Raw genomic sequence first — 20,752 nt, 5'->3', positions numbered from 1 at the left:
GTCCCCTCTCAAGTCATCATCACCGATATCCTGGAGCCCAGCGACATTGGCAATTAGCAGGAGATGAGTGTACCGCCATGAACGTCCGTCCTAGTGTGAAAGCCTTTGTAATCATTGGCCTGGTCATGCTGGGTATCATAGCTGCGATCGGCTCCTTGTTGGTCTACGCACAGCAGGAAGCATTCACGAATGAGCGGACCCTTCTGGCTCGCTCTCTCGCCCTCCAGGCGAGTGAACTGAGAGATGTGGATCCATATACATCCCTCAAACTCAGCGTAGCTGCGGTACATATCAACGCGGACGCCGCAAGCCGCAAGGTATTGCTTGAAAGCCTCTTGGTGCTGCGTCGCGAAGATCTCTTCTCTCTGAATCCAAGAGGTGCTCGCAGTGTGGCGCTGAGCCAGGACGGTCACGTGGCGCTCATAGAGGACGCAGACGAGATCGGCGTCTGGGATCTGAGCGGCATGCTCGACCCGAATATAGAAGGTGAAGTCGAAAAGCGAGCTAAACTGGAAGGTGATTATGGAGATGTAGACGTCCTTGCACTCTCCTCTGACGGTCGAACCGCGTTGGTTAGCCAAGATAACGGTACGGCGGTGCTATGGGATCTGAACAACCTTGCACAGCCTACTCGCCTAGGAGCTATCAATGCGGGTGCCGCAAGTGACGCCGATCGGCGGATAGAGGCGCTCGCGTTGTCACGTGATGGCCGCACGGCATGCGTCGGTGACCTCGACGGAAATTTTTCCATCTGGGATCTCAGTGTAAAAACGAAACCGATTAGGCGCTCACATGTTCGGCTCCTGGGTGGCCGCATCAGTAGCATCTCTCTTGACGCTGATGCCCGTCTTGCTGCCATCCTGACAAAGGAACGAGACGTGGCAATCTGGGACCTCGGTCGCCACGATAACCCAATCCAGCTCAGTAGACTGGACCTGCCATTTAAGACTGCAGGTCCAATATCTATTAGTGCAGACGGACGTGAAATCCTCGTCGGAAGCTCGCACCGGGCGGATCTATGGTCACTGGCAGACCCTGCTAAGCCGGTTCATGCTGCCACTCTGGATATGCCCAATAAGGATCTCTACGATATCGCCCTCTCCGACTCTGGGAAGATTTCACTTTTTGCGGGAGATGGCGGCAGTGTGCCGCTCTGGGATCTGTCGAGCCAAACTCGGCCGACAAACATCTCCTCCCTGAAGAATTACTCTCAAGAAGTCAGCTATATCGCTGTCAGTGCTAATGGAGAGGTGGCGCTGACTGCTAGTCCCGATCGCGGAGCGACGATGTGGGACCTGAGGGACTTGCCGGAGATGCTGGAGGATCCCATTGGTGTCGCTTGTGATGCTCCAGACCGTCTGAAGATTACTCGCGAAGAGTGGACTCGATACGCTGGCGGTGCTGATTGGACGCGATACGGCGGCGGCCTACTGGGTGAAGATACCTTGGCAGCGTGCTCGATCGATTGGGCGCTAAGCTGAATCCACCGGCGTGAATCTTCAGGTTAGGCCGGGAAATTAATGTGAGGTGCCCTCTGAGATGGGAGGATGGGAGTTCTCTGCGCTGCCATCGGCCCATTCAAAAAGAGCACCTCGTAAGTGCGATCCTCCGTCCCGAGTCTTATCAAATTGGTGCGCACGGAAGAGCCGGTGTAGGCGTCGATCACGAACTCGGGCGTGGCGCCCGGCAGGTTGGTGATGTAGCCCTTGAGCCCGGCCAGTTCGCGGGCCTTGGCCTCCAGGTCCCGGTTCACGCTCTTGAGCGCACGGTCGAGCCGGATGAACCTGTTGCGCTTGACCGGCGCCTGGCCTTCGACGGCGCGGTCGGCCTTGGCGACCTGCTCGTCGATCCCGCGCAGGGCACGCCGGGCCCGGTCGGCCCGATACTGATAGTAGATCATCTGCTCCCGGCGGGACTGGCTTGCTGCGGCGGGCCAGGGCTGGATGAAGATGTACCCGTCAGGGATGTCGGTGTCCGGGTGTTCGCGCCGCCACTGCTTGACCACGTAGGGGACCTCAGGGATCTTCATGCCGAGGATGAACGACAGGCCTTGTTGTTCGATGGCCTGCTTGTTGCCTCGGAGATCATCCCAGCGTCCGCGACGATTGTGACGTCGGCGAGCCGGTGGGCGGTCATGAACGCCTGGATCACCGCGAGCATGGTGTGCGTCTCGGCCTTGTTTCCCTCGAAGGCCTCCACCATCAGCGGGAACCCGCCGGCGTCGGTCAGCAGCCCGATGGTGATCTGCGGGTCCAGCCGCCGCTCCTTGCTGAACCCGGGTTCGCGGAAGCCGTCCCCGGCGTCGGCGGTCTCGAAGTACAGCGTGGAGACGTCGTACAGCACCAGTGAGGCCGGTCCCAGCCGGGCGTGTGCGGCGCACGCGGCGGCCGGCGCGCCATTCGGGCTGGGCGTAGGCGGGCAGGCGGCGGTTGACCGTCGGATAGGACGGCGGATCGATGCCGGCTTCGTCCAGGACCCGCAGGCTGTCCTGTTTGCTGGTCGGCTCGATGATCCGTGCCATGACCAGCGCGCGGAACACCTCATCTTCCCCGGTCGCTTCGCCGAATCCCAGCTGGTCATAGGCCCGGGATAACGCGTCGTGCAGGTGGCCCATCCGGGAGCCGGTGATCTCCAGCGGGCCGCCCGCCTGCGGGCTGTCGTCCAGCCCGAGAGTCATGCGCGGATCCGATGTGCTCGATATCCCGCGAGCCCCGGTGGGAGGAGTGCACGATCTGCACGGCTCTGGCGCCTGACGCCGTCTTCACCGTACGAACGTAGGGAGACACGCCGACAGCTTAGAAGGACCCGTTAATGCGCACCTTGCGAACTGAAACCCCAGGTCACAGCTCTGCAGCCGGGCTAGGAACGCCAGAGTGATAAAAGTCGGGTCGTAAGTGCGATCCTCCGTCGCCGCCAGCCGTACGCAGGCGATCTTCGATGGTGTATGTGATCTCATACGCCGGGTTGTCCACACGCGGGCCCAGGGCCGAAGCGTTCTCATGTTGTAAGACCGAGTAGCTGAAGGCCGTCGGCGGGGTGGCTGCGGTAGTGGTCGGTGGCGGCGGCGATGTTGGTTCAGCCGATCAGGCGGGCCAGGCGATGGCCAGGTTGCGGAGGCTGGCCATGATGCGGGGTGCGGTGCCGATGCGGGTCTTCGAGGTGCGGTGACGATATCAACGACGCCAGCTTCGCACGCACGGGATCCGTGTCTCTGCTGTCTGCGCCCGCAATAGGGTGCCGATACGGGAGATCAGGTTGAGCAGCTCTTATACCTTTCAATCCGGTCACGGTCAGGCAGCGTTGATCTTCAGGATGTGCTGCTGGCGTGGCACGTCTCAGGTCGGGAACCGGTTGACGCGAATGATCACAACCTCAACGGCGTGACCGACGATGTGGTAGATCACCTCGATGCCCCGATGCGTGATCATGCGTATCGCCGAACCGTCCGGGGCCTCCCTCTTCAGCTTTTCGCCATTCTCGGGCACCAATCGCAGCGTTTCGTACACCTCCATCAGCGCGGCGAACTCGCTGTCGGTGAGGCTGTCAACCTGCTCCTCGGCGATCTTGCTTCCGAGGATGATCGTGAAGGCCACTACTCGGCAACCTCGTAACCACGCTCGCGCGCTACGTCGGCAAGGTTGCGTCCCGTGGGCCGCTCGCCGTTGCGCAGGCGCTCGACAGTCTCTAGGACGCTGTGCCAGTCATCACGGTCACGGTTGGCCACGATCGCTGTACGCCACCAGCGAGCGAGGAACTCGTCCAGGGCAGCCATGGGCACGACAGGGGTGCTGGTCAGCTCGGCATACTCGGCATCGAATTCAGCGATGTCGTCAGGATGGAAGAGGGCTGTCCGAACGCCGGTGAAGGTCTTGTCCGGCGTGTGCGGGGCGGGGGCGTGTGGCTGTGCGCTCATGCTGCAGTTCCCTTCGCGTTGGGACCCTTGCCAAGCCAGGTTCGGACCGTCATTCGGTCCACCCCGGCGCGGCGGGCCAAGGTGGCTTCCTTGCCACCGTTGGCCACTTCTTCGATGATTCGGAGCCTGATCTGTTCGGTCAGTTCCCGGGCGGTGCGCAGGGCGTCGGCGCGCATCTTGCCGAGGGTTTCCAGGTCTACGACAGCGGGTCGGATCTGCTCGTCTGCCATGTAGGCGACTCTACATCAGTCCACCGCAATCTGTAGAGTCTCCTACATCATAGCCATGCTCAACACCGGCGAGAGCGAAACCGAATCGCCCTGTCGCGGCGAGACCGATCCGCGCGACAAGTTCGTGCAACGGCTCCATTGAAGCTATGCGACCCGTCGTAGCGTTGGGAAGCTTCTTTCCCACGCCTGCCTCGCCTCGACCGGCAAGTAAAGGCGAGGCCAGATCTGGACCAGCGTTTCGTGGTTCAGGTACGTTCGCAGGTCGTCAAAGTGGGCCGCTTCGCGGATCACGCGTTCATACATCAGAACCAAGTCGCTGCTGTCCGACAAGTCGTAAACTCGCTGCTCTGACCAGTCCAACCGAGTTGGTGCTCTACGACACCGGTGGCCGGCCCCATCAGTTCCTCGAGGTCGGAGGGCACCAGGTATACGCGATGGCTGGCGTAGCGGGGTCGCGAGTTCATGCTTCTAGTGTGCCCGTAAACGAGCAGGTCTTGCACCCGGGGAGCGGGAGGGGCGGAGCCCCTCGCCCGGGCGAAGCCCTATGAGAACAGTCCGAGCGATAGCGAGGCCCGCTCGGGGTGGGCTCCCGTCAGCCCACTTGGTAATCGGGCAACGGGTGGGTGCTTGTCGGGGTTCGAAAGGGGGCGGAGCCCCCTTGGGAGGCGCTGTCTGGAGCTCCTCAAGGCGCGAAGCGCCCCGTGAGCGGAAGGCCTTGCTGCGGCGGGCGGGAAGCCAAGACGAGGGCCCGGCCTGTGCCGCCGGGCCCTCGCCTCTTCCCCTGGCAGGGCTTACTTGTACAGTTCGCCGTTCGGGCCGACGATCTTGCCGGACCACACGTTCTTGGCCGCGTTGTACACGGCGGCCGTCTCGCCGTCGAAGTACGGCGACGTGATGTAGTCCACGCGGTCGTTCCCGTCCTGGTCGGCGAACGTGCTGGTCACGCCGTTGACGTAGCCCAGGCGCTTGCCGTTGCTGTAGTTCATGAGCCAAGGGCCGCCGTCGTAACCGGGGGTCACGGCGCACTTGAGACCGATGTGCTCCTGGATCTTGAGCCAGGGGGCGCCGACCATCTTGGCGGTGGTCGTGCCGTAGCAGTGCTTCGGCGTGACGCCGCTGTACGGCTTGTCGCCGTCGGGGTGCGGGGCCGCCGGGTAGCCGAAGGCGCGGACCGGCTTGCCGGTGGGCTGGTTCCAGGCGAAGCCCTGGCCGCCGACATTGTCGCCCAGACGCCCGGCGTCCTTCGACAGAAGGATGTAGTAGTGGCCGCCCCAGCGGCGCTTGGGGCCGGTGAAGCGCTGGTAGTCCCGGCGGTCCACCTGCTTGACGCCGTTGAAGAGGATGCCGTTGTAGACGGTGACGAACGCGTAGTCGCGGTCGTAGTCCTCGTAGACGTCGAAGTCGTAGTGGGTGAAGGCCTGCTTGCCCACGTAGATGCCCCAGGGGGCCCTGCCCTGGTAGTAGCCGGGCACGAAGACCCAGTTGTCCAGGAGCGCCGTGTCCTTGTCCGTGTCGTACACGCAGTGGCCGGCGGTGGCGACCAGGTTGCGGTAGTTCGACTGGATGGAGGTGGCCGAGCACCAGCGGAACTTGCCGGCGGCGTCGACGAAGAAGACCTTGCCGATGGTCTTCGGCAGATTGACGTTCTGAGCGCGGCCGGTGGACTTCGTCTCACCGGTGGGGGCCGTGGTGCCGGGCCGGCCGTCGGGGTCGGCGCCGCCCTTGGAAACGACCTTCCGCACCTCGTTCGAGTCCCAGGTGTACTGCGTCGCGGCGCGAAGAGCGGCGCCGTTCGACGCCAGCCAGAAGGAGGCGACGGAGGCGGCTTCGGACGTGTTGCGGGCCATCGGGTCACGGGCGACGTCAGGCTCGGCCTGCGCGGTTCCGGTCAGGCCGGCCGCGAGCAGGCCGGTGACCAGAATGGCGCCACCAGCGGGGAGAAGGATTCGCTTCAAGGTAACTCCAGGTTGCGCTGACCTGAGGCGCCTTTCGCACCCCACAACTCAGCAAAGCGAGAGTAAACAGTCAGCCTGGAACTTACAGGTTTGACTCAGGAAATGTGAATTCCCGGTCGGGCGTGTCAACGCCCAAGCGGTCGCCGTGACCTTTCCGAGATCAAGATCCGCGCTGATCGCTTGCAGTGACCGGACGGTTGCTTATGACTTAGGTCACATTTCCCGGAGTGGTCTGTGAAGCGGCGCGTCGGTAGACCTCACCCGTGACGCTGTCGAAGTACGGGGATGACACCGCGTCGTACAGATCCTTGGCGTCCCGGTTCCAGGTCAGGCTGTTGACGCCGTTGAGGCTGCCGATCCTGCGGTCCTTGTCGTAGCCGATCACCCAGGGGCCGCCGCTCGCGCCGGGGCTGAAGTCGCACGCTTGGAGCTGCACGCCCTTCTGCAGGTCGAGGCTGGGGGCCACGGTCCAGCGCGTCGGGCCTTCGCGGCACCCGCGCAGCTGCGTGCCGTCGTACGGCTTGGTGCCGTTCGGCTGGGTGCCGGCCGGGTAGCCCCACGCGGACACCGTGTACGTGGCCGGCTTCTTGTTCAGCTCGAGCCCCAGGCCGCCCACGTTGTCCTGGAGCCTGCCCACATCCTGCATCACGTACTGGCCGTTCTTGGCCGCCCAGGTGAAGCCCCGGTGCACGGTCACGAACGCGTAGTCGTAGTCGTAGTCGCCCTTGCCCGCCCAGTCCTCGTGCATGCTGATCGACGAGCCCACGTAGATGCCGGCCGGCGTCTCGCCGTTGGGACCGGGGTTGGGAACGAAGATCCAGAATTCGGCCGGCTTGGCCTGTCGTGGGTCGTACACGCAATGCCCGGCGGTGGAGACCACGCTGCGGTTCTTGGCGGCGACCGCGCTGGCGGAGCACCAATATTGCTTGTCCCCGAAGCGGAAGTAGACCTTGCCCATGGTGCTGGCGACCTTGCTCTTGCGCGGCATCGCGGGGGCGGCGGCCTGCGCGGTCGAGATCCGCCTGGCGGCCGTGGAGCCGGGCGCGGCGGGACCGGCGGCGCCCGAGGCGGCCGAACTGGTCGGGGTGGCGGCGGCGCCGGGCGTGGCGGGGCTGTAGCTGTCGGCCTTCTTGAGCGTCTCGGGCTTCCAGTACTCGGCGACCTTCTTGACGTCATCCGCGGTCTTGGCCAGCGGGACGGTGGAGACCACGGCGGCGGGTGCGGCCTGGGCGACTCCCGTGAAGGCAGGCAGTATCAGCAGCGCGCTGCTCAGTGCAGCCACCGCCGCGTGCCTGGCCCGGGAGATCATCAAACGCCTTTCTTAGGGTCGTAAGGGTGGATTTTTCCAGATGTGCAGAGGGTATTGCAGCTCGGATAGAGATTCGTTACCTGATCTACGGTCCCTTGTGCACTATAAGCGCACCGTCAGCCAACTACTCCGGATACCCTCAAACGATCAGTAAAGATCGACATCACCGCAGGTCACCGAGGGTGCGCGCGGAGTTGAATTGTGCGCGCCATTCACCGGTGAACTGGAGAACTGGTGAAGGGGGAAGGCCCCGGATCCCGTACGGGATCCGAGGCCCAGGGTGCCAACTCGTCACGGCATGTTGCCGGTCCACCGGTTGGCGGCGGCCTTGTAGACCTTGTACGTGTCGCCGTTGAAGTAAGGCGACGAGATGTGGTCGTAACGGTCGTTGCCGTCGGTGTCCCACGCGACGCTGTTCACGCCGACCAGGTAGCCGGTGCGCGACGCGCTCTTGTAGTTGTAGAGGAACGGTCCGCCGCTGGCTCCGGCGGTGAAGGAGCACTTGAACCCGATGTGCTCCTGCAGGTTGTACTTCCTGGCCTCGGGCATCGGCTTGGTCTTGCCGTAGCAGAACTTCATCGTGCGGCCGGTGTACGGCTTGTCGCCGTCGGGGTGCTCGCCCGCCGGGTAGCCGAAGGAGAACACGTTCAGCTTGGTGCTCCGGTTCCAGGTGAAGCCCTGGCCGCCGACGTTGTCACCGAGCCGGCCGGCGTTCTTGACCGTCCACTGCCACCGGCCGTTGACCTTCTCCCACTTGACCTTGATGCCGTTGTAGACGTTGACGAACGCGTAGTCGAAGTCGTAGTCCTCCTTCACGACGAAGTCGTCGTGCGCGTTGAACGTCTTGGCGGCGTAAATGCCGTAGGGGGCCTTGCCCTCCCAGACCTTGTCGCCGTCCCAGTACGAAGGAATGAAGATCCAGTTGTCGTAGAAGGTGTTCTTGCTGGTGTCGTACACGCAGTGGGCGGAGGTCGCCACGAGGTTGCGGTACTTGCCCTGCACCGAACTGGCCGAGCAGTAGCGCCAGTTCTTCGGATTACGCGGGTCGGCCTTCGGCAGCGTGAAGAAAACGCGGCCGACGGTGTTCGGCAGGTTGACGTGCTTGCTCTTCTTGGCCTTCGTCTTCTCCTCGCCGATCGGCGGCACGGAGCCGGGCGGGCCGTCGGGGGTGTCATTGCTGCCCTTGACGCCCTTCGACGTCAGGTCCAGGCCGTCGTTGTGGTCGGTGGCCAGCTTGATGCGGTCCGGCGTCCAGAACTGGATCGCCTGCTCGGCGGGGGTGGCGGCGTTCTTGGAGATGACGTCGGAGGGTGCCGTCGCGCTCGCCGCGGCGCCGCTGACCATTCCCGCGGCCAGCCCGATGGCCACCAGGCCGGCGAGCGGGATCGCGATGCGCCTTGCTCGGGAATACATGGAGCTCCTCTCAGTTCTCGGCGGCCCAGAGCGGGGTACTGCGCCCCGGTGGGCCAGGAAAACGATCGGAACGTTAATGAATGGCGCGAGCGGGCGGCCAGGAAACGACGTGAAAAAGCATGGCCCGGTTCCATTCCGTTATAGAGATAGCGAAATCGCATGTATGACGAGAAAGCATTTCCGCAGGTCGTCCGGGGTGCTTAATTGTCCCCCGTAACAGCGGCAACGGTAATTATCAAAAGCCACTTCTTACCAACCGAATGTTGTTCTGGTTGAATGGGCTCATGGATCCGCGCACCCCCTGTCTCATCGGCATCGCGCAACGCACCATTCGCGAGCAGCCCGGCCCCGAACCGCTTGCCCTGTGGGAGGAGGTCGCCCGTGAGGCCGCTGCCGACGCCCGGCTCCCCGTCGAGCGGCTCGACTCGATCCAGATCGTCTACACCGACTCCTGGCAGTACGACTCGCCGGTCGGCCGGCTCGCCGAGCGCCTCGGCGCCGCGCCTCGTCACCGGGCGTACTCCAAGGTCAGCGGTACGGCCCCGCACCTGCTCGTCGGCGCGGCGGCGGCCGGGATCGCGGCGGGGGAGTTCGACTCCGCGCTCGTGGCGGGCGCCGAGGCGCTGGCCACGCGGCGGGCGTACCGGCTGGCGGGCGAGCACGTGCCGTGGAGCCACCCTGCCCACCCCAAACCCCCGTACGGGTGGGAACGCCCGCCGCATCCCGCGGAGCTGGCGCACGGGCTGTTCCTGCCGGTGCACACGTACGCGATCATGGAGACGGCGCGGCGGGCGGCGCTCGGACTGTCCATCGAAGAGGAGATACGCGACCGGGCGCGGATGATGGCGCCGATGACCGAGGTGGCCGCCGCGAACCCGTACGCGTGGCGCAGGACCGCCCGCACCGCCGAGGAGCTCGTGACCGGCGATCGTTTCGTCGGCTGGCCCTACACCAGGAACACCGTGGCCGTGCTGGAGGTGGACCAGGCGGCCGCCGTCGTCCTGGCGAGCACGCGGCTGGCCGACGGGCTCGGCGTGCCCGCGGAGCAGCGGGTGTACCTGCGGGGGTGGGCGTACGGCGAGGACACGTGGGAGGTGGCCGCCCGGCCCGCGCTCGGCGCGTCCCAGGCCATCCCGCGGGTCGCCGCCGCCGCCTTCGAGCGGGCGGGGCTGGAGCTCGGTGACATGGACGCGATCGACCTCTACAGCTGTTTCGCGATCGCGCTGCGGCAGGCGTGCGACGCGCTCGGGCTCGATCCGCTGGAGCGGCGCGGGCTGACGGTGACCGGCGGGCTGCCGTACGCGGGCGGGCCGGCCAGCGACTACGTCCTGCACTCGACCGCCACCATGGCGGGGCTGCTGCGGGCGCAGTCGGGGCACGGGCTGGTGACCGGGGTGGGGATGCACCTGACCAAGCACACGTACGCGGTGTGGTCGAGCGAGCCGGGCGGGCGGCTGGGGGATGCGGCGCCGGTGTTCGTGGCCAAAGGGGTGCCGATCGTGGGCGCCTACGAGGGGCCTGCCGTGGTCGCGGGGTACACGGTGGCGCACGGTCGGGACGGGAGTGCCGAGAGGGGGGTTCTCGTGGTGGATCTGCCGGGTGGCGGGCGGGCGCATGCGGTGGTGGAGCGGTCTGAGCTGCTGGCGGATGCCGAATGCCGGGAGTTGGTGGGCGAGGAGGTGCGGCTGACGACGGACGGGAAGGTCAATGTGGCCGCGTGGTGACGTAAAGTAGTCGTCAATCGAGTGACCGTTCGACTACGCTGCGGTGTTGACATTTATATGTCACGCGCGGACGCTGGAGTCATGCGGAGGACAACGGTGCGCATCGACGAGCAGCTCCTCAACGAGGCGAAGGCGTACGCGGCGCGAAAAGGACGCAGTCTCAACTCAGTGATGGAGGACGCCTTGCGGCAACTCATTCACCGCTCCGCCGATGTCGCGGAACGGCCCCCGATCAAGCTCCCGCTCTCCGGGGACCCCCACGGTCCCAAGCTGATCTGGGCCGACATCAAGGAGCTCCTCTACCAGGACGACGTCGAGCATGTGCTGAGGGCCGGCCATGAGGATGCTTGACACGAACGTGTTCGTCAACGCGCAGCGGCGGGACGCCGATCATCACGAGCAGTGCCTTGCCGTGGTCATGAAGCTCCTGCAGGGCGATGAGGCCTACGCCGTCAGCGACTTCGCGCTCAACGGCTTCATCCGCGTGGCCACCGATCCCCGCATTCCCGGGGCCACCTCGTTCGACGACGCACGGGAGTTCGCCGACACCGTCCGGCACCAGCCGCACGCCGTCGTGGTGCACGCCGGTCCGCGCCACTGGGAGATCTTCGTCAAGCTGTGCCGCAAGGCCGACGCGCGCGGCAAGCTCATCCCTGACGCCTACCTCGCCGCCCTCGCGATCGAGCACGGTTGTGAATTCGTAACCTGCGACAAGGACTTCGCCAGGTTCGAGGGCTTGCGCTGGCGGTCGCCGCTCAACTGAACTGGAGGCGAGGGGCGCAAGCCGCACTACTCGGCAAGGAACGCCGATGGCTGACCAGTTCGACGTCATCGAGGCGGGCCAGCGCGGCCGCCGCCGGTGGATCGGGCTGGTCGTGGTGGTGGCGGTCCTGGCGGTCCCCGTCATCGGGTTGATCGCCAGCCGGGACCCCGAGCCGCTCCTCCCGGCTACTCGACCCACCCCCGAGCCGATCAGGTCCCTGACCAGGCTCGAAAGCCCGCCGAACGTCCTGCAGGTCCCGTCAAGGGCGGCCAAGGGCGGCGACGAGGTGATCGAGGTGGTGTTCCCGCACGGCGTCAAGGCCGAGGTGCGCTATCCGGCCGAGCTGGATCTGGCCGGGATGGGGTCGCGGCCGTTCCAGGGCGTGTGGATCGACGGGGTCTACCGCCAGTTCGTGGCCCCGTACGGCGGGGAGATCGAGATCACCCGGGGTGGGCAGCCGATCAGGAACTACGCGCCCAACGTCACGCTCTGGCCACGTCAGGCAGGCAGCGGCTCGTACGGGCAGGTGCTGCTGTTCGCGTTCGAGAAGTGGCGGCTGGCGATGTACGACCGGGGCCAGGGGCTGACGTTCGAGCAGCGGCTCGCCGTCGCGCGGAGCTTGAAGGGGACGGTGACCAAGGACGGTTATCTGGTGTTGTCGGCCGGCGGGACGGTGCGGCTGCTCGAGCCAGGCGAGATCGCTGAAGGGAATCCGGTCGGGCCGCAGCTGTGGTTCGGCGGCGCCAGGGAGATGATCGCGCTCGTGCCCACTCCCGGATGCGCGAAGAAGGCCAGGATGCCGTTCATCATCGACGGGCGTGGGCGGCCGGCCGAGTCGGTGTGCCGGGGTGACGTGCTGGTCGCCGTCACGGGGCCGGGGCGGTTCAGAGAGATGGCGATCGATGGGATTCGGGTCACGGTAAAGGGACGGGCCTCACAGTAAGGCGCGGCCACGTTCGCTTAGTAAGGTGCGGCCATGTTCGCCGTTACCGCCACACAGACCGATCCCGACAACCCGCTCGCCGGACTCACGCTCGGGGAGCACCCGGAGCCGAAGGCGCCGGACGGATGGACGACCGTCTCCGTGCGGGCGGCCGCACTCAACCACCACGACCTGTGGACGCTCAAGGGCGTCGGCATCAAGCAGGACCGGCTGCCGATCGTGCTCGGCTGCGACGCCGCCGGGGTGGACGAGGACGGCAACGAGGTCATCGTGCACTCCGTGATCGGCACGGGCGCGGACGAGACCCTCGATCCCAAGCGCACGCTGCTGTCGGAGGTGTACGACGGCACGTTCGCCGAGCGCGTGGCCGTGCCGCGCCGCAACCTCGTGCCCAAGCCGTCCGCGCTCAGCTTCGAGGAGGCCGCCTGCCTGCCGACGGCGTGGCTGACCGCGTACCGCATGTTGTTCGACAAGGCCGATCTCGAGCCGGGCTCCACCGTGCTGGTGCAGGGCGCCGGCGGGGGCGTCGCCACCGCGCTGATCGCGCTCGGCCGGGCCGGCGGCTACCGGGTCTGGGCCACCAGCCGCTCCGAGGCCAAGCGCGATCGTGCCCGCCAACTCGGCGCCGACCAGGTGTTCGAGACCGGCGCGCGGCTGCCGGAGCGGGTGGACGCGGTCATGGAGACCGTCGGCCAGGCCACCTGGGACCACTCGCTCAAGTCGCTCAAACCCGGCGGGCGCATCGTCGTCAGCGGCGCCACCAGCGGCGCGGTCCCGCCCGCGGACCTCAACCGGGTCTTCTTCCTGCAGTTGTCCGTGGTCGGGTCCACGATGGGGACCCGCGACCAGCTCCAGCGCCTGGCCGTGTTCATGGAGCAGACCGGCCTGCGGCCGCAGATCGACAGGACGTTGCCGCTGGCGCAGGCGCGGGACGGGTTCGCCGCGATGGCGGAAGGGGAGATCTTCGGAAAGATCGTTTTTGCGGTGTGAATAAGTGAAGGGTTACTTCTGTGCCTCCTGGGTGATACAAGGAAAATGAGGTTGTATCAACCGGGAGGCGGTAACCATGGACATTGAGCCCTTCGGTCCGGGTTCGATGCACTGGGACACCGCGGGGGAATATCGCAATCTACTGGTCGCGGGCAGCGCGCTGGTGCTGCAGACCATGCATCCGGCGGTCGGCGCGGCCGTGGCCGAATACTCCGTGTACAAGGACGACCCATGGGGCCGGCTCACCCGCACGCTCGAGTCCGTGCAGAAGTGGGTGTACGCCGACGGACCGGCCGAGGGCGAGCGCCTCCGGCAGGTGCACCGGTCGATCGGCGGCGTCGACGAGCAGGGCCGGCCCTACCACGCGCTGAACGGCGAGGCGTGGGCGTGGGTGCACCTGTCGTTGTTCGAGCGCTTCATCGCACTCAACCGTTACTTCGGCACGCCGCTCACCGTCGAGCAGGAGCGCCGCTTCTACGCCGAGTCACGGCAGCTCGGCGCCATCCTCAGGGTGCCCGAGCGGGAGATGCCCGCCGACCTGGAGGCGTTCTGGCGATACTTCGACAGCATGGTGGCCGACCGGCTGGAGGCACACCCGACCGCGCTGGACGTGTTGGCGGTTCTGCGCGGCACCCCGGCGCCTCCAGGGCTCCCCAGGCCGCTGCGGCGGCTGTGGACGCCGGTGGGGGTGGGCTCGGGGGAGTTCAACCACTTCGTGACCGTCGGCACGCTGCCGGCCGCCGTACGCAGGAAGCTGGGGCTGCGGTGGACGGCACGGGAGGAGCGGCGGTTGCGGCATCTCGGGCACGCGGTGGCGGTGTTGACGCCCCGCCTGCCCGAACGCCTGCGTTACATGCCCATCGCCTACCACGCGCGCAAGGCCGCACGGATCTCCCGCCGCATCGAGCGCCAGCTCCGCTCCGCGTAGCGGGCGGTGTCAGGTCAGGACTCGAGGATGTCGCGGATGCGACGGCTCGCGTCGTCGAGAGTCGTACGCAGCTCGGCCAGCTTCTCCGGCGTCAGCCGGGCCTGCGACGCCTCCTGCCGGGCCTGGCCGACGAAGTCGGCGAGCAGCTCGCCCAGCTCGGCATCGAGATCGGCGCGGCTGGGCGCCTCGCTGCCGAGCGTGGACCAGATCTCCGTCCAGATCCTGCGCCACTCGCCGGCCAGCCGCTCACCCTGCCCCTGCCACTGGTAGGCGTGCTCCGTCCACTGCCGCTTCTGCTGCTCCCGCAGCCGTTTGAGGTCCTCCCTCTGCCGCTCCCTGAGCCGCGTGGTGTCCTCCTTGCCGCCGGTGCGCACGTCCTTGGCCATCCGCGTCAGCTCGTCACGCAGGGACCTGACCGTGTCGCGGACGTCCTCCTTGACCTCACGGGCGATGTCGCGTACCGAGGCGGAGATCTCCTGCTCCAGGTCGTCGAGCTCGTCGAGGCGGGCGTTCAGCTCCTCGCGGCCTTTGTCGGTGATGGAGAACACCTTCTTGCCCTCGACCACCTCGTGCGTCACCAGGCCCTCCTCCTCCAGGCGGGCGAGGCGGGGGTAGATCGTGCCGGGGGAGGGCGAGTAGACGCCGAGGAAGCGGTCCTGGAGCAGCCTGATCACCTCGTAACCGTGGCGCGGGCTCTCCTCCAGCAGCTTGAGCAGGTACAGCCGGAGCCGGCCGTGACCGAAGACAGGGCTCATTCCTTCTCTCCCTTGAGCAGCGCGACCTCGCCGGAGACCGTGATCGCCGACAGCGAGGCCATGCCGCCGCCCAGCCGCCCTGACATCGTCTTCGTGCCCGGGCTGCTCGTGTTGAACAATTCCTCGAACGTGCTCACTAGCCTGCCGGACGTGGACCTCACGCTGACGTCGGCGTCCACGTTCTCCGGCAGTCTGACCAGGATGTCACCGGAAACGCTGTTGAGCGTGACATGACCCGTGGGTCGCAGGGCCAGATCGGCGGTGATGCGGCCGGAGACCGTGTTCGCCTTCAGCCGGCGCGGCGTGCCGTCGGCCACGGTCAGGTCTCCCGAGACGCTCTTGAACGCGAGATCGCCGTCCATGGCCCGGCTCTCGACCGGCCCCGAGACGGTGGTGGCGCTGACGTCGCCGCTGACCCCGTCCAGCACGATCTCGGCGTTCACGCTCCGCACCTGGGTCATCCTCTCGAACCCGGCCACCACGGCGGGAGCGGACACCACCCCGGCGTTGACACGACAGCCCTTCGGCACGGTGATCGTCAGGACCGTCCTGCGACGGTCGCGCCGCAGCCAGCCGAGCAGACCGTCCCAGCTGAGATCCTTGTACGTGACGGAGAGCTCCCTGGCGTCCTCGTCATAGGTCACCATCAGCGGCGAGGCCGACTCGAACTCGGCCACCTCGAGTGTGGGCGGGCCCTCGCTGGCGAGCACGGCCAGCCGCCCGGCGACGATGCGCACGTCGAGCGACTCCACTGGGCCGAACGTCAGCTGCTCCGGTGCCTCGATCGTCCACTGCTGCATGATCTCCGCCCTCCTGGCGACACATCTCTATATAAGACACGATATGTCGCGTCTCTCCAAAACTCAAGATGTATCGCGTTTGGAGGGGTGTGGAGCTAGTCCTCGTCCTCGTCGTCGAGCCGCGCCAGCCACGTGGCCAGCCGCTCGATCGGGATCTCGAACTCGGGGTTGAGGTCCACGAACTCGCGCAGCCGCTCACCCAGCCACAGCAGGCTGACCTCTTCCTCGCCGCGTCGTTCGACCAGCTCCTCGATCCCCCGATCGGTGAAGTACATCATTCTCCATTCAATCCGTACGCAGCCGTGACGCGAGGTCGCCGACCGGAAACCCAGGCATCGGCGCGCCCTCGTCTGACTTTAGTGAGTAGCCCGCGATGCTCCAGCTCGCGCAGGTCGTCTTCTGAGGCCGGCGCACGGAGCCACCTACTGAAAATGGCAGTTGTCAGCAGCTGATCAGCTGCTGACAACTGCCCATTCAGGAGCAGGTCGGGCTGGCTCGTCAGCCGTACACCTGGTGGAGGATCTCCTCCAGCTCGGTGTCGTGGCCGTGGTGCGAGCCCGTCGCCGGCGAGCTGTTGGGCGTGCGCGACACCCGCCGCACCGGCCGGCCGGCCAGCGCCTGCGGGTCCTCGGCCAGCTTCAGCGTCAGGTAAGGCCACGGCCCCATGTTGGCCGGCTCATCCTGGGCCCACACCAGCTCCACCTGCGCGTCGTACCGGCCCAGCTCGGCCTGCAGCTCCTCGGCCGGGAACGGGTAGAGCCGCTCCAGCCGGACGAGGGCGACGTCGTCCCGGCCCGTCTTGTCACGCTGCGCGGCCAGCTCGTAGTAGAGCTTGCCGGAGGTGAGGACGACCTTGGTCACCTTGGCCGGGTCGACGGTGGTGTCGCCGAGGACCGGCTGGAAGGTGCCCGAGGTGAAGTCGGACGCCTTGGAGGTGGCCGCCTTGTGGCGCAGCAGCCACTTCGGCGTGAAGACCACGAGCGGCTTGTGCCGCTGCGACTCCACCTGCCAGCGCAGCAGGTGGAAGTAGTTGGCCGGGGTGGTGGGCTGCGCGACCGTCATGTTGTCGAGCGCGCAGACCTGCAGGAACCGCTCGATGCGGGCCGAGGAGTGGTCCGGGCCCTGGCCCTCGTAGCCGTGCGGCAGCAGCAGCACGACCGAGGACTTCTGGCCCCACTTCTGCTCGCCCGACGAGATGAACTCGTCGATGATCGTCTGGGCGCCGTTGACGAAGTCGCCGAACTGCGCCTCCCAGGCGACCAGGGCGTCTGGGCGCACGACGCTGTAGCCGTACTCGAAGCCCAGCGCCGCGAACTCGCTCAGCAGCGAGTCATAGACGTAGAACTTCGTGGTGCCCTGGTTGAAGGCCTTGAGCGGCGTGTGGTCGGCGCCGGTCATCCGGTCCACCAGCACGGCGTGGCGCTGGGTGAACGTGCCGCGACGCGAGTCCTGGCCGACCAGCCGCACCGGGTGGCCGTCCAGCAGCAGCGAGCCGAACGCCAGCGTCTCGCCCATCGCCCAGTCGATCGCGTCCTGCTCCACCATCTGACCGCGGCGCTGCAGCACCGGCGCCAGGCGCGGGTGCGGCGTGAAGCCGTCGGGCAGGTTGAGCTGGGTGTCGACGATGCGCTTGAGCGTCTCGTGGGTGATCGCGGTCGGCGTGTCGTCGTGCGACCACTTGACGACCTCGGTCGGCGGCACCCGCATCGCGGCCGCCTCCTGCGGCTTCTTGGCCGCCTCCCGCACCTCGGTGAACGCCTGCTCCAGCTTGGCCTGGTAGTCGCGCAGCGCGGACTCGGCCTCCTCCACCGTGATGTCGCCCCGGCCGATCAGCGCCTCGGTGTAGAGCTTGCGGGTCGAGCGCTTGGCGTCGATCAGGTCGTACATCAGCGGCTGGGTGAAGGCGGGGTTGTCGCCCTCGTTGTGGCCGCGGCGGCGGTAGCAGATCAGGTCGATGACCACGTCCTTGCGGAACGCCTGGCGGTATTCGTAGGCCAGCTGACCCACGCGGACCACCTGCTCGGGGTCGTCGCCGTTGACATGGAAGATCGGAGCCTGGATCATCCGGGCCACGTCGGTGGCGTACACCGACGAGCGGGACGAGGCGGGCGAGGTCGTGAAGCCGACCTGGTTGTTGACCACCACGTGCACGGTGCCGCCGGTGCGGTAGCCGCGCAGCTGCGACAGGTTGAGCGTCTCGGCCACGACGCCCTGGCCGGCGAAGGCCGCGTCACCGTGGATGAGCACGGGCAGGACGGTGAAGCCCTCCTCGCCACGCTCGATGAGGTCCTGCTTGGCGCGGACGACACCCTCCAGCACCGGGTCGACCGCCTCCAGGTGGGAGGGGTTGGCGACCACGGACGCGGTGATGGTGTTGCCGCTCGGCGCCGTGAACGTTCCAGTGGCGCCCAGGTGGTATTTCACGTCGCCCGAGCCGTGCGCGGTGCGCGGGTCGATGTTGCCCTCGAACTCGCCGAAGATCTGGGCGTAGGACTTGCCCACGATGTTGGCCAGCACGTTGAGCCGGCCGCGGTGGGCCATGCCGATGACGACCTCGTCGAGGTGCTCGTCGGCGGCATCGCTGAGGACGGAGTCGAGCAGCGGGATCAGGGACTCGCCGCCCTCCAGCGAGAAGCGCTTCTGGCCGACGAACTTCGTCTGCAGGAACGTCTCGAACGCCTCGGCGGTGTTGAGCCGCGACAGGATGTTGAGCTGCTCGTCGCGCTCCGGCGACTTGTGCGCCTTCTCCACCCGCGCCTGGATCCAGGCCCGCTCCTCGGGGTTCTGGATGTGCATGTACTCGATGCCGACCGTGCGGCAGTAGGAGTCACGCAGCACGCCCAGGATGTCGCGCAGCTTCATCAGCGGCTTGCCGCCGAAGCCGCCGGTGGCGAACTCGCGCTCCAGGTCCCACAGCGTCAGCCCGTGCGACTGGATGTCGAGGTCGGGGTGCTTGCGCTGCTTGTACTCCAGCGGGTCGGTCTCGGCCATCAGGTGGCCGCGGACACGGTAGGCGTGGATCAGCTCGATCACACGAGCGGACTTGGCCACGTCGTCGTCGTGGGTGGCCGAGATGTCCTGCACCCAGCGGACCGGCTCGTACGGGATCCGCAGCGCCTCGAAGATCTCGTCGTAGAAGCCGTCCTCACCGAGCAGCAGCCGGTGGATCTGGCGCAGGAAGTCACCCGACTGGGCGCCCTGGATGATCCGGTGGTCGTAGGTGCTGGTCAGCGTCATGACCTTGGAGACGGCCAGCCGCGACAGCGTGTCGGGCGAGGCGCCCTGGTATTCCGCCGGGTATTCCATCGCGCCGACGCCGATGATCGTGCCCTGGCCGGGCATCAGGCGCGGCACGGAGTGCACCGTGCCGATCGTGCCGGGGTTGGTCAGCGAGATCGTGGTGCCGGAGAAGTCGTCGACGCCCAGCTTGCCGGCGCGGGCCTTGCGGACGACCTCCTCGTACGCCATCCAGAACTGCCGGAAGTCCATCTCCTCGGCGCCCTTGATCGAGGGCACGAGCAGCTGGCGCTCGCCGTTGCTCTTCTGCACGTCGATCGCCAGACCGAAGCCCACGTGCGCGGGCTTGACCAGCGTCGGCTTGCCCTCGACCTCCGCGTAGGAGTAGTTCATCTCCGGCATGGCCTTCAACGCCTTGACGATCGCAAAGCCGATCAGGTGCGTGAAGGAGACCTTGCCGCCGCGACCCCGCTTGAGGTGATTGTTGATCACAATGCGGTTGTCGATGAGCAGCTTGGCCGGGATGGCACGCACGCTCGTCGCCGTCGGCACCGACAGCGACAGGTCCATGTTGGCCGCCGTGCGGGCCGCGGCGCCGCGCAGCTTGACCTCTTCGGCGTCCTTGGGCACCGGAGTGGCCGGCTGCTTCGGCTTCTCGGCCGCCGGTGGCGCCTTGGGAGGCGCCGGGGTGGGAGCGGGGGCGGTCACAGTGCCGTTCGCCGCTTCTTTGACCGGGGTACGGCCCGGTCCGTAATCAGGGTTGTAGTCAGCGAAAAAGTTCCACCAGGCCTTGTCGACCGACTCGGGGTCCTGGAGGTACTTCTGATACAGCTCGTCGACAAGCCACTCGTTCTGACCAAAGCTTGCCAGCGGGTTTGTCCGCGACGACTCAGACGACACGGCGGAAATCGCCCTCTTCCGCAGATCGGCGTTGATGTTAGAGAACCTGTCCAAGGCTACTCGCCCGGACCGGCAGCGCGCGCCGGGGTACCCGTGCCGCCTCGCACGATCCTCTCAAGACCATGCAAAGAGGTCACGACCCCCTCGTCAATCCGGGTGGTGCCGCGTTTATTGCTGTTTGGTATCAACACTAGGACGTCGGGTTTATTTCCTGCTGGACAGCAATCTGCTAGCGATCCGCACGTCAGGGGACAGCTGCGACAGGAGATCGGCGAGCTCCTCGCCTGCCTCCTTGAGCTCTTCCAGCGACATCGGCTCCAGCCGCTCCAGCAGGAAGATCGCGTTCGTGGTGTCCTCGGTGAGGCGCGTGCGCACCACCTGGCGCCAGTTCCACCGGCGGCAGGTGACGCCGACGTCGTCGCGCCAGATCACCTCGCCGGGCTCCGGCGTGCCGAGCGCCTCCTCCGACGCCTCGTCGCCGGCCGCCCTGACCAGCCGCGGCGGGCCGACGTAGCGGTCGAGGTCCTCGCCGCCGATCGGCAGCGCGTGCTTCACGCTGATCGAGTTGTACGCGTCCACGGCCTGGTTGATCTCGGGCAACGGCATGCGCCGGGTGAGGGCGTCGACCGAGGGCCTGGTCCGCTGCGGCTTGGCCCCGAACGCACGGTAGGCGTCCTTCCACGCGTCGATCTTCACGGTCTGCACCTCCACCTCGGAGGCCGCCGCCAGCCAGGCGCGGGAGCGGTCGTCGGTCGGCCCGTTGCGCAGGCCGTGGGCGGTCATGATCAGCACCGCGAAGTCCGGTCGTAGGTCGAAGACCGCGTCGTCCACCCGAATGTCATCAAGCATGAGGCCTAGCCTACAATCCGCAAAATTCCCTTTGCAAAATTGT

The 20,752-nt window shown here is 66.6% G+C and carries 18 protein-coding genes and 1 pseudogene; 7 read left to right on the top strand and 12 right to left on the bottom strand.

Going from position 1 to position 20,752, the window contains the following annotated elements:
* Positions 1–77 precede the first annotated feature (77 nt).
* Positions 78–1,481, top strand: a complete 1,404-nt coding sequence (locus EDD27_RS35095; RefSeq protein ID WP_127936207.1) for a WD40 repeat domain-containing protein — start codon at positions 78–80, stop codon at positions 1,479–1,481.
* Positions 1,482–1,651: 170 nt separating this feature from the next.
* Here the strand turns inward: EDD27_RS35095 and EDD27_RS57115 are convergent.
* The 7 genes and pseudogenes from EDD27_RS57115 to EDD27_RS35050 form a co-directional block, all read right to left on the bottom strand.
* Positions 1,652–2,786: pseudogene (locus EDD27_RS57115) on the bottom strand (IS1634 family transposase); the annotation flags it as partial.
* A 549-nt stretch (positions 2,787–3,335) separates the two neighbouring features.
* Positions 3,336–3,593: a hypothetical protein gene (locus tag EDD27_RS35080; protein ID WP_127936204.1), complete on the bottom strand. Its 258-nt coding sequence runs from the start codon at positions 3,591–3,593 to the stop codon at positions 3,336–3,338.
* Entirely contained in the window at positions 3,593–3,913 is a 321-nt protein-coding gene (locus EDD27_RS35075) for a DUF6247 family protein (protein ID WP_127936203.1), read from the bottom strand. The genes EDD27_RS35080 and EDD27_RS35075 overlap by 1 nt, the downstream gene beginning before the upstream one ends.
* A complete protein-coding gene (locus EDD27_RS35070; protein ID WP_127936202.1) occupies positions 3,910–4,143 on the bottom strand; it encodes a hypothetical protein in 234 nt (77 codons plus the stop codon). Before EDD27_RS35070 ends, EDD27_RS35075 begins: the two co-directional genes overlap by 4 nt.
* Before the next feature lie 791 nt (positions 4,144–4,934).
* A complete protein-coding gene (locus EDD27_RS35060; protein ID WP_127936201.1) occupies positions 4,935–6,098 on the bottom strand; it encodes a trypsin-like serine peptidase in 1,164 nt (387 codons plus the stop codon).
* 208 nt (positions 6,099–6,306) lie between these two features.
* Entirely contained in the window at positions 6,307–7,407 is a 1,101-nt protein-coding gene (locus EDD27_RS35055; RefSeq protein WP_241564879.1) for a trypsin-like serine peptidase, read from the bottom strand.
* A gap of 291 nt (positions 7,408–7,698) precedes the next feature.
* A complete protein-coding gene (locus tag EDD27_RS35050) occupies positions 7,699–8,820 on the bottom strand; it encodes a trypsin-like serine peptidase (RefSeq protein WP_127936199.1) in 1,122 nt (373 codons plus the stop codon).
* Between the two features lie 284 nt (positions 8,821–9,104).
* On the opposite strand from EDD27_RS35050, the gene EDD27_RS35045 reads away from it, so the two are divergent.
* The 6 genes from EDD27_RS35045 to EDD27_RS35020 all read left to right on the top strand — a co-directional run bounded on the left by EDD27_RS35045 (position 9,105) and on the right by EDD27_RS35020 (position 14,168).
* Positions 9,105–10,544, top strand: coding sequence for an acetyl-CoA synthetase (locus EDD27_RS35045; protein ID WP_127936198.1), 1,440 nt, complete (start codon positions 9,105–9,107; stop codon positions 10,542–10,544).
* A gap of 81 nt (positions 10,545–10,625) precedes the next feature.
* Positions 10,626–10,895: a DUF6364 family protein gene (locus tag EDD27_RS35040; RefSeq protein ID WP_127936197.1), complete on the top strand. Its 270-nt coding sequence runs from the start codon at positions 10,626–10,628 to the stop codon at positions 10,893–10,895.
* The gene (locus EDD27_RS35035; protein WP_127936196.1) at positions 10,882–11,307 is read left to right on the top strand and encodes a type II toxin-antitoxin system VapC family toxin; all 426 of its coding nucleotides are present in this window, start codon (positions 10,882–10,884) and stop codon (positions 11,305–11,307) included. The genes EDD27_RS35040 and EDD27_RS35035 overlap by 14 nt, the downstream gene beginning before the upstream one ends.
* Before the next feature lie 46 nt (positions 11,308–11,353).
* Positions 11,354–12,250: a hypothetical protein gene (locus EDD27_RS35030; RefSeq protein ID WP_127936195.1), complete on the top strand. Its 897-nt coding sequence runs from the start codon at positions 11,354–11,356 to the stop codon at positions 12,248–12,250.
* Positions 12,251–12,283: 33 nt separating this feature from the next.
* Entirely contained in the window at positions 12,284–13,240 is a 957-nt protein-coding gene (locus EDD27_RS35025) for a zinc-binding dehydrogenase (RefSeq protein WP_127936194.1), read from the top strand.
* A gap of 76 nt (positions 13,241–13,316) precedes the next feature.
* Positions 13,317–14,168, top strand: a complete 852-nt coding sequence (locus EDD27_RS35020) for an oxygenase MpaB family protein (RefSeq protein ID WP_127936193.1) — start codon at positions 13,317–13,319, stop codon at positions 14,166–14,168.
* Positions 14,169–14,182: 14 nt separating this feature from the next.
* Here EDD27_RS35020 and EDD27_RS35015 read toward each other — a convergent pair whose 3' ends face one another.
* The 5 genes from EDD27_RS35015 to EDD27_RS34995 form a co-directional block, all read right to left on the bottom strand.
* Positions 14,183–14,923 carry a PadR family transcriptional regulator gene (locus tag EDD27_RS35015; protein WP_127936192.1) on the bottom strand — a complete coding sequence of 247 codons (741 nt, stop codon included), beginning with the start codon at positions 14,921–14,923 and terminating at the stop codon, positions 14,183–14,185.
* Positions 14,920–15,723 (bottom strand): DUF4097 family beta strand repeat-containing protein, encoded by an 804-nt coding sequence (locus EDD27_RS35010; protein WP_127936191.1) that lies wholly within the window; start codon positions 15,721–15,723, stop codon positions 14,920–14,922. Before EDD27_RS35010 ends, EDD27_RS35015 begins: the two co-directional genes overlap by 4 nt.
* Before the next feature lie 95 nt (positions 15,724–15,818).
* Positions 15,819–15,998 carry a DUF6104 family protein gene (locus EDD27_RS35005; RefSeq protein WP_127941168.1) on the bottom strand — a complete coding sequence of 60 codons (180 nt, stop codon included), beginning with the start codon at positions 15,996–15,998 and terminating at the stop codon, positions 15,819–15,821.
* A 223-nt stretch (positions 15,999–16,221) separates the two neighbouring features.
* Complete coding sequence (locus tag EDD27_RS35000) at positions 16,222–19,860, bottom strand: multifunctional oxoglutarate decarboxylase/oxoglutarate dehydrogenase thiamine pyrophosphate-binding subunit/dihydrolipoyllysine-residue succinyltransferase subunit (RefSeq protein ID WP_127936190.1); 3,639 nt, start codon at positions 19,858–19,860, stop codon at positions 16,222–16,224.
* A 204-nt stretch (positions 19,861–20,064) separates the two neighbouring features.
* Positions 20,065–20,709 (bottom strand): B3/B4 domain-containing protein, encoded by a 645-nt coding sequence (locus tag EDD27_RS34995; RefSeq protein WP_127936189.1) that lies wholly within the window; start codon positions 20,707–20,709, stop codon positions 20,065–20,067.
* Positions 20,710–20,752: the final 43 nt, after the last annotated feature.

It is taken from the genome of Nonomuraea polychroma (genome assembly GCF_004011505.1).
Lineage (GTDB): Bacteria > Actinomycetota > Actinomycetes > Streptosporangiales > Streptosporangiaceae > Nonomuraea > Nonomuraea polychroma.
Note: the sequence above shows the minus strand (reverse complement) of the source record. Positions and strands in the feature narration are given on the sequence as shown.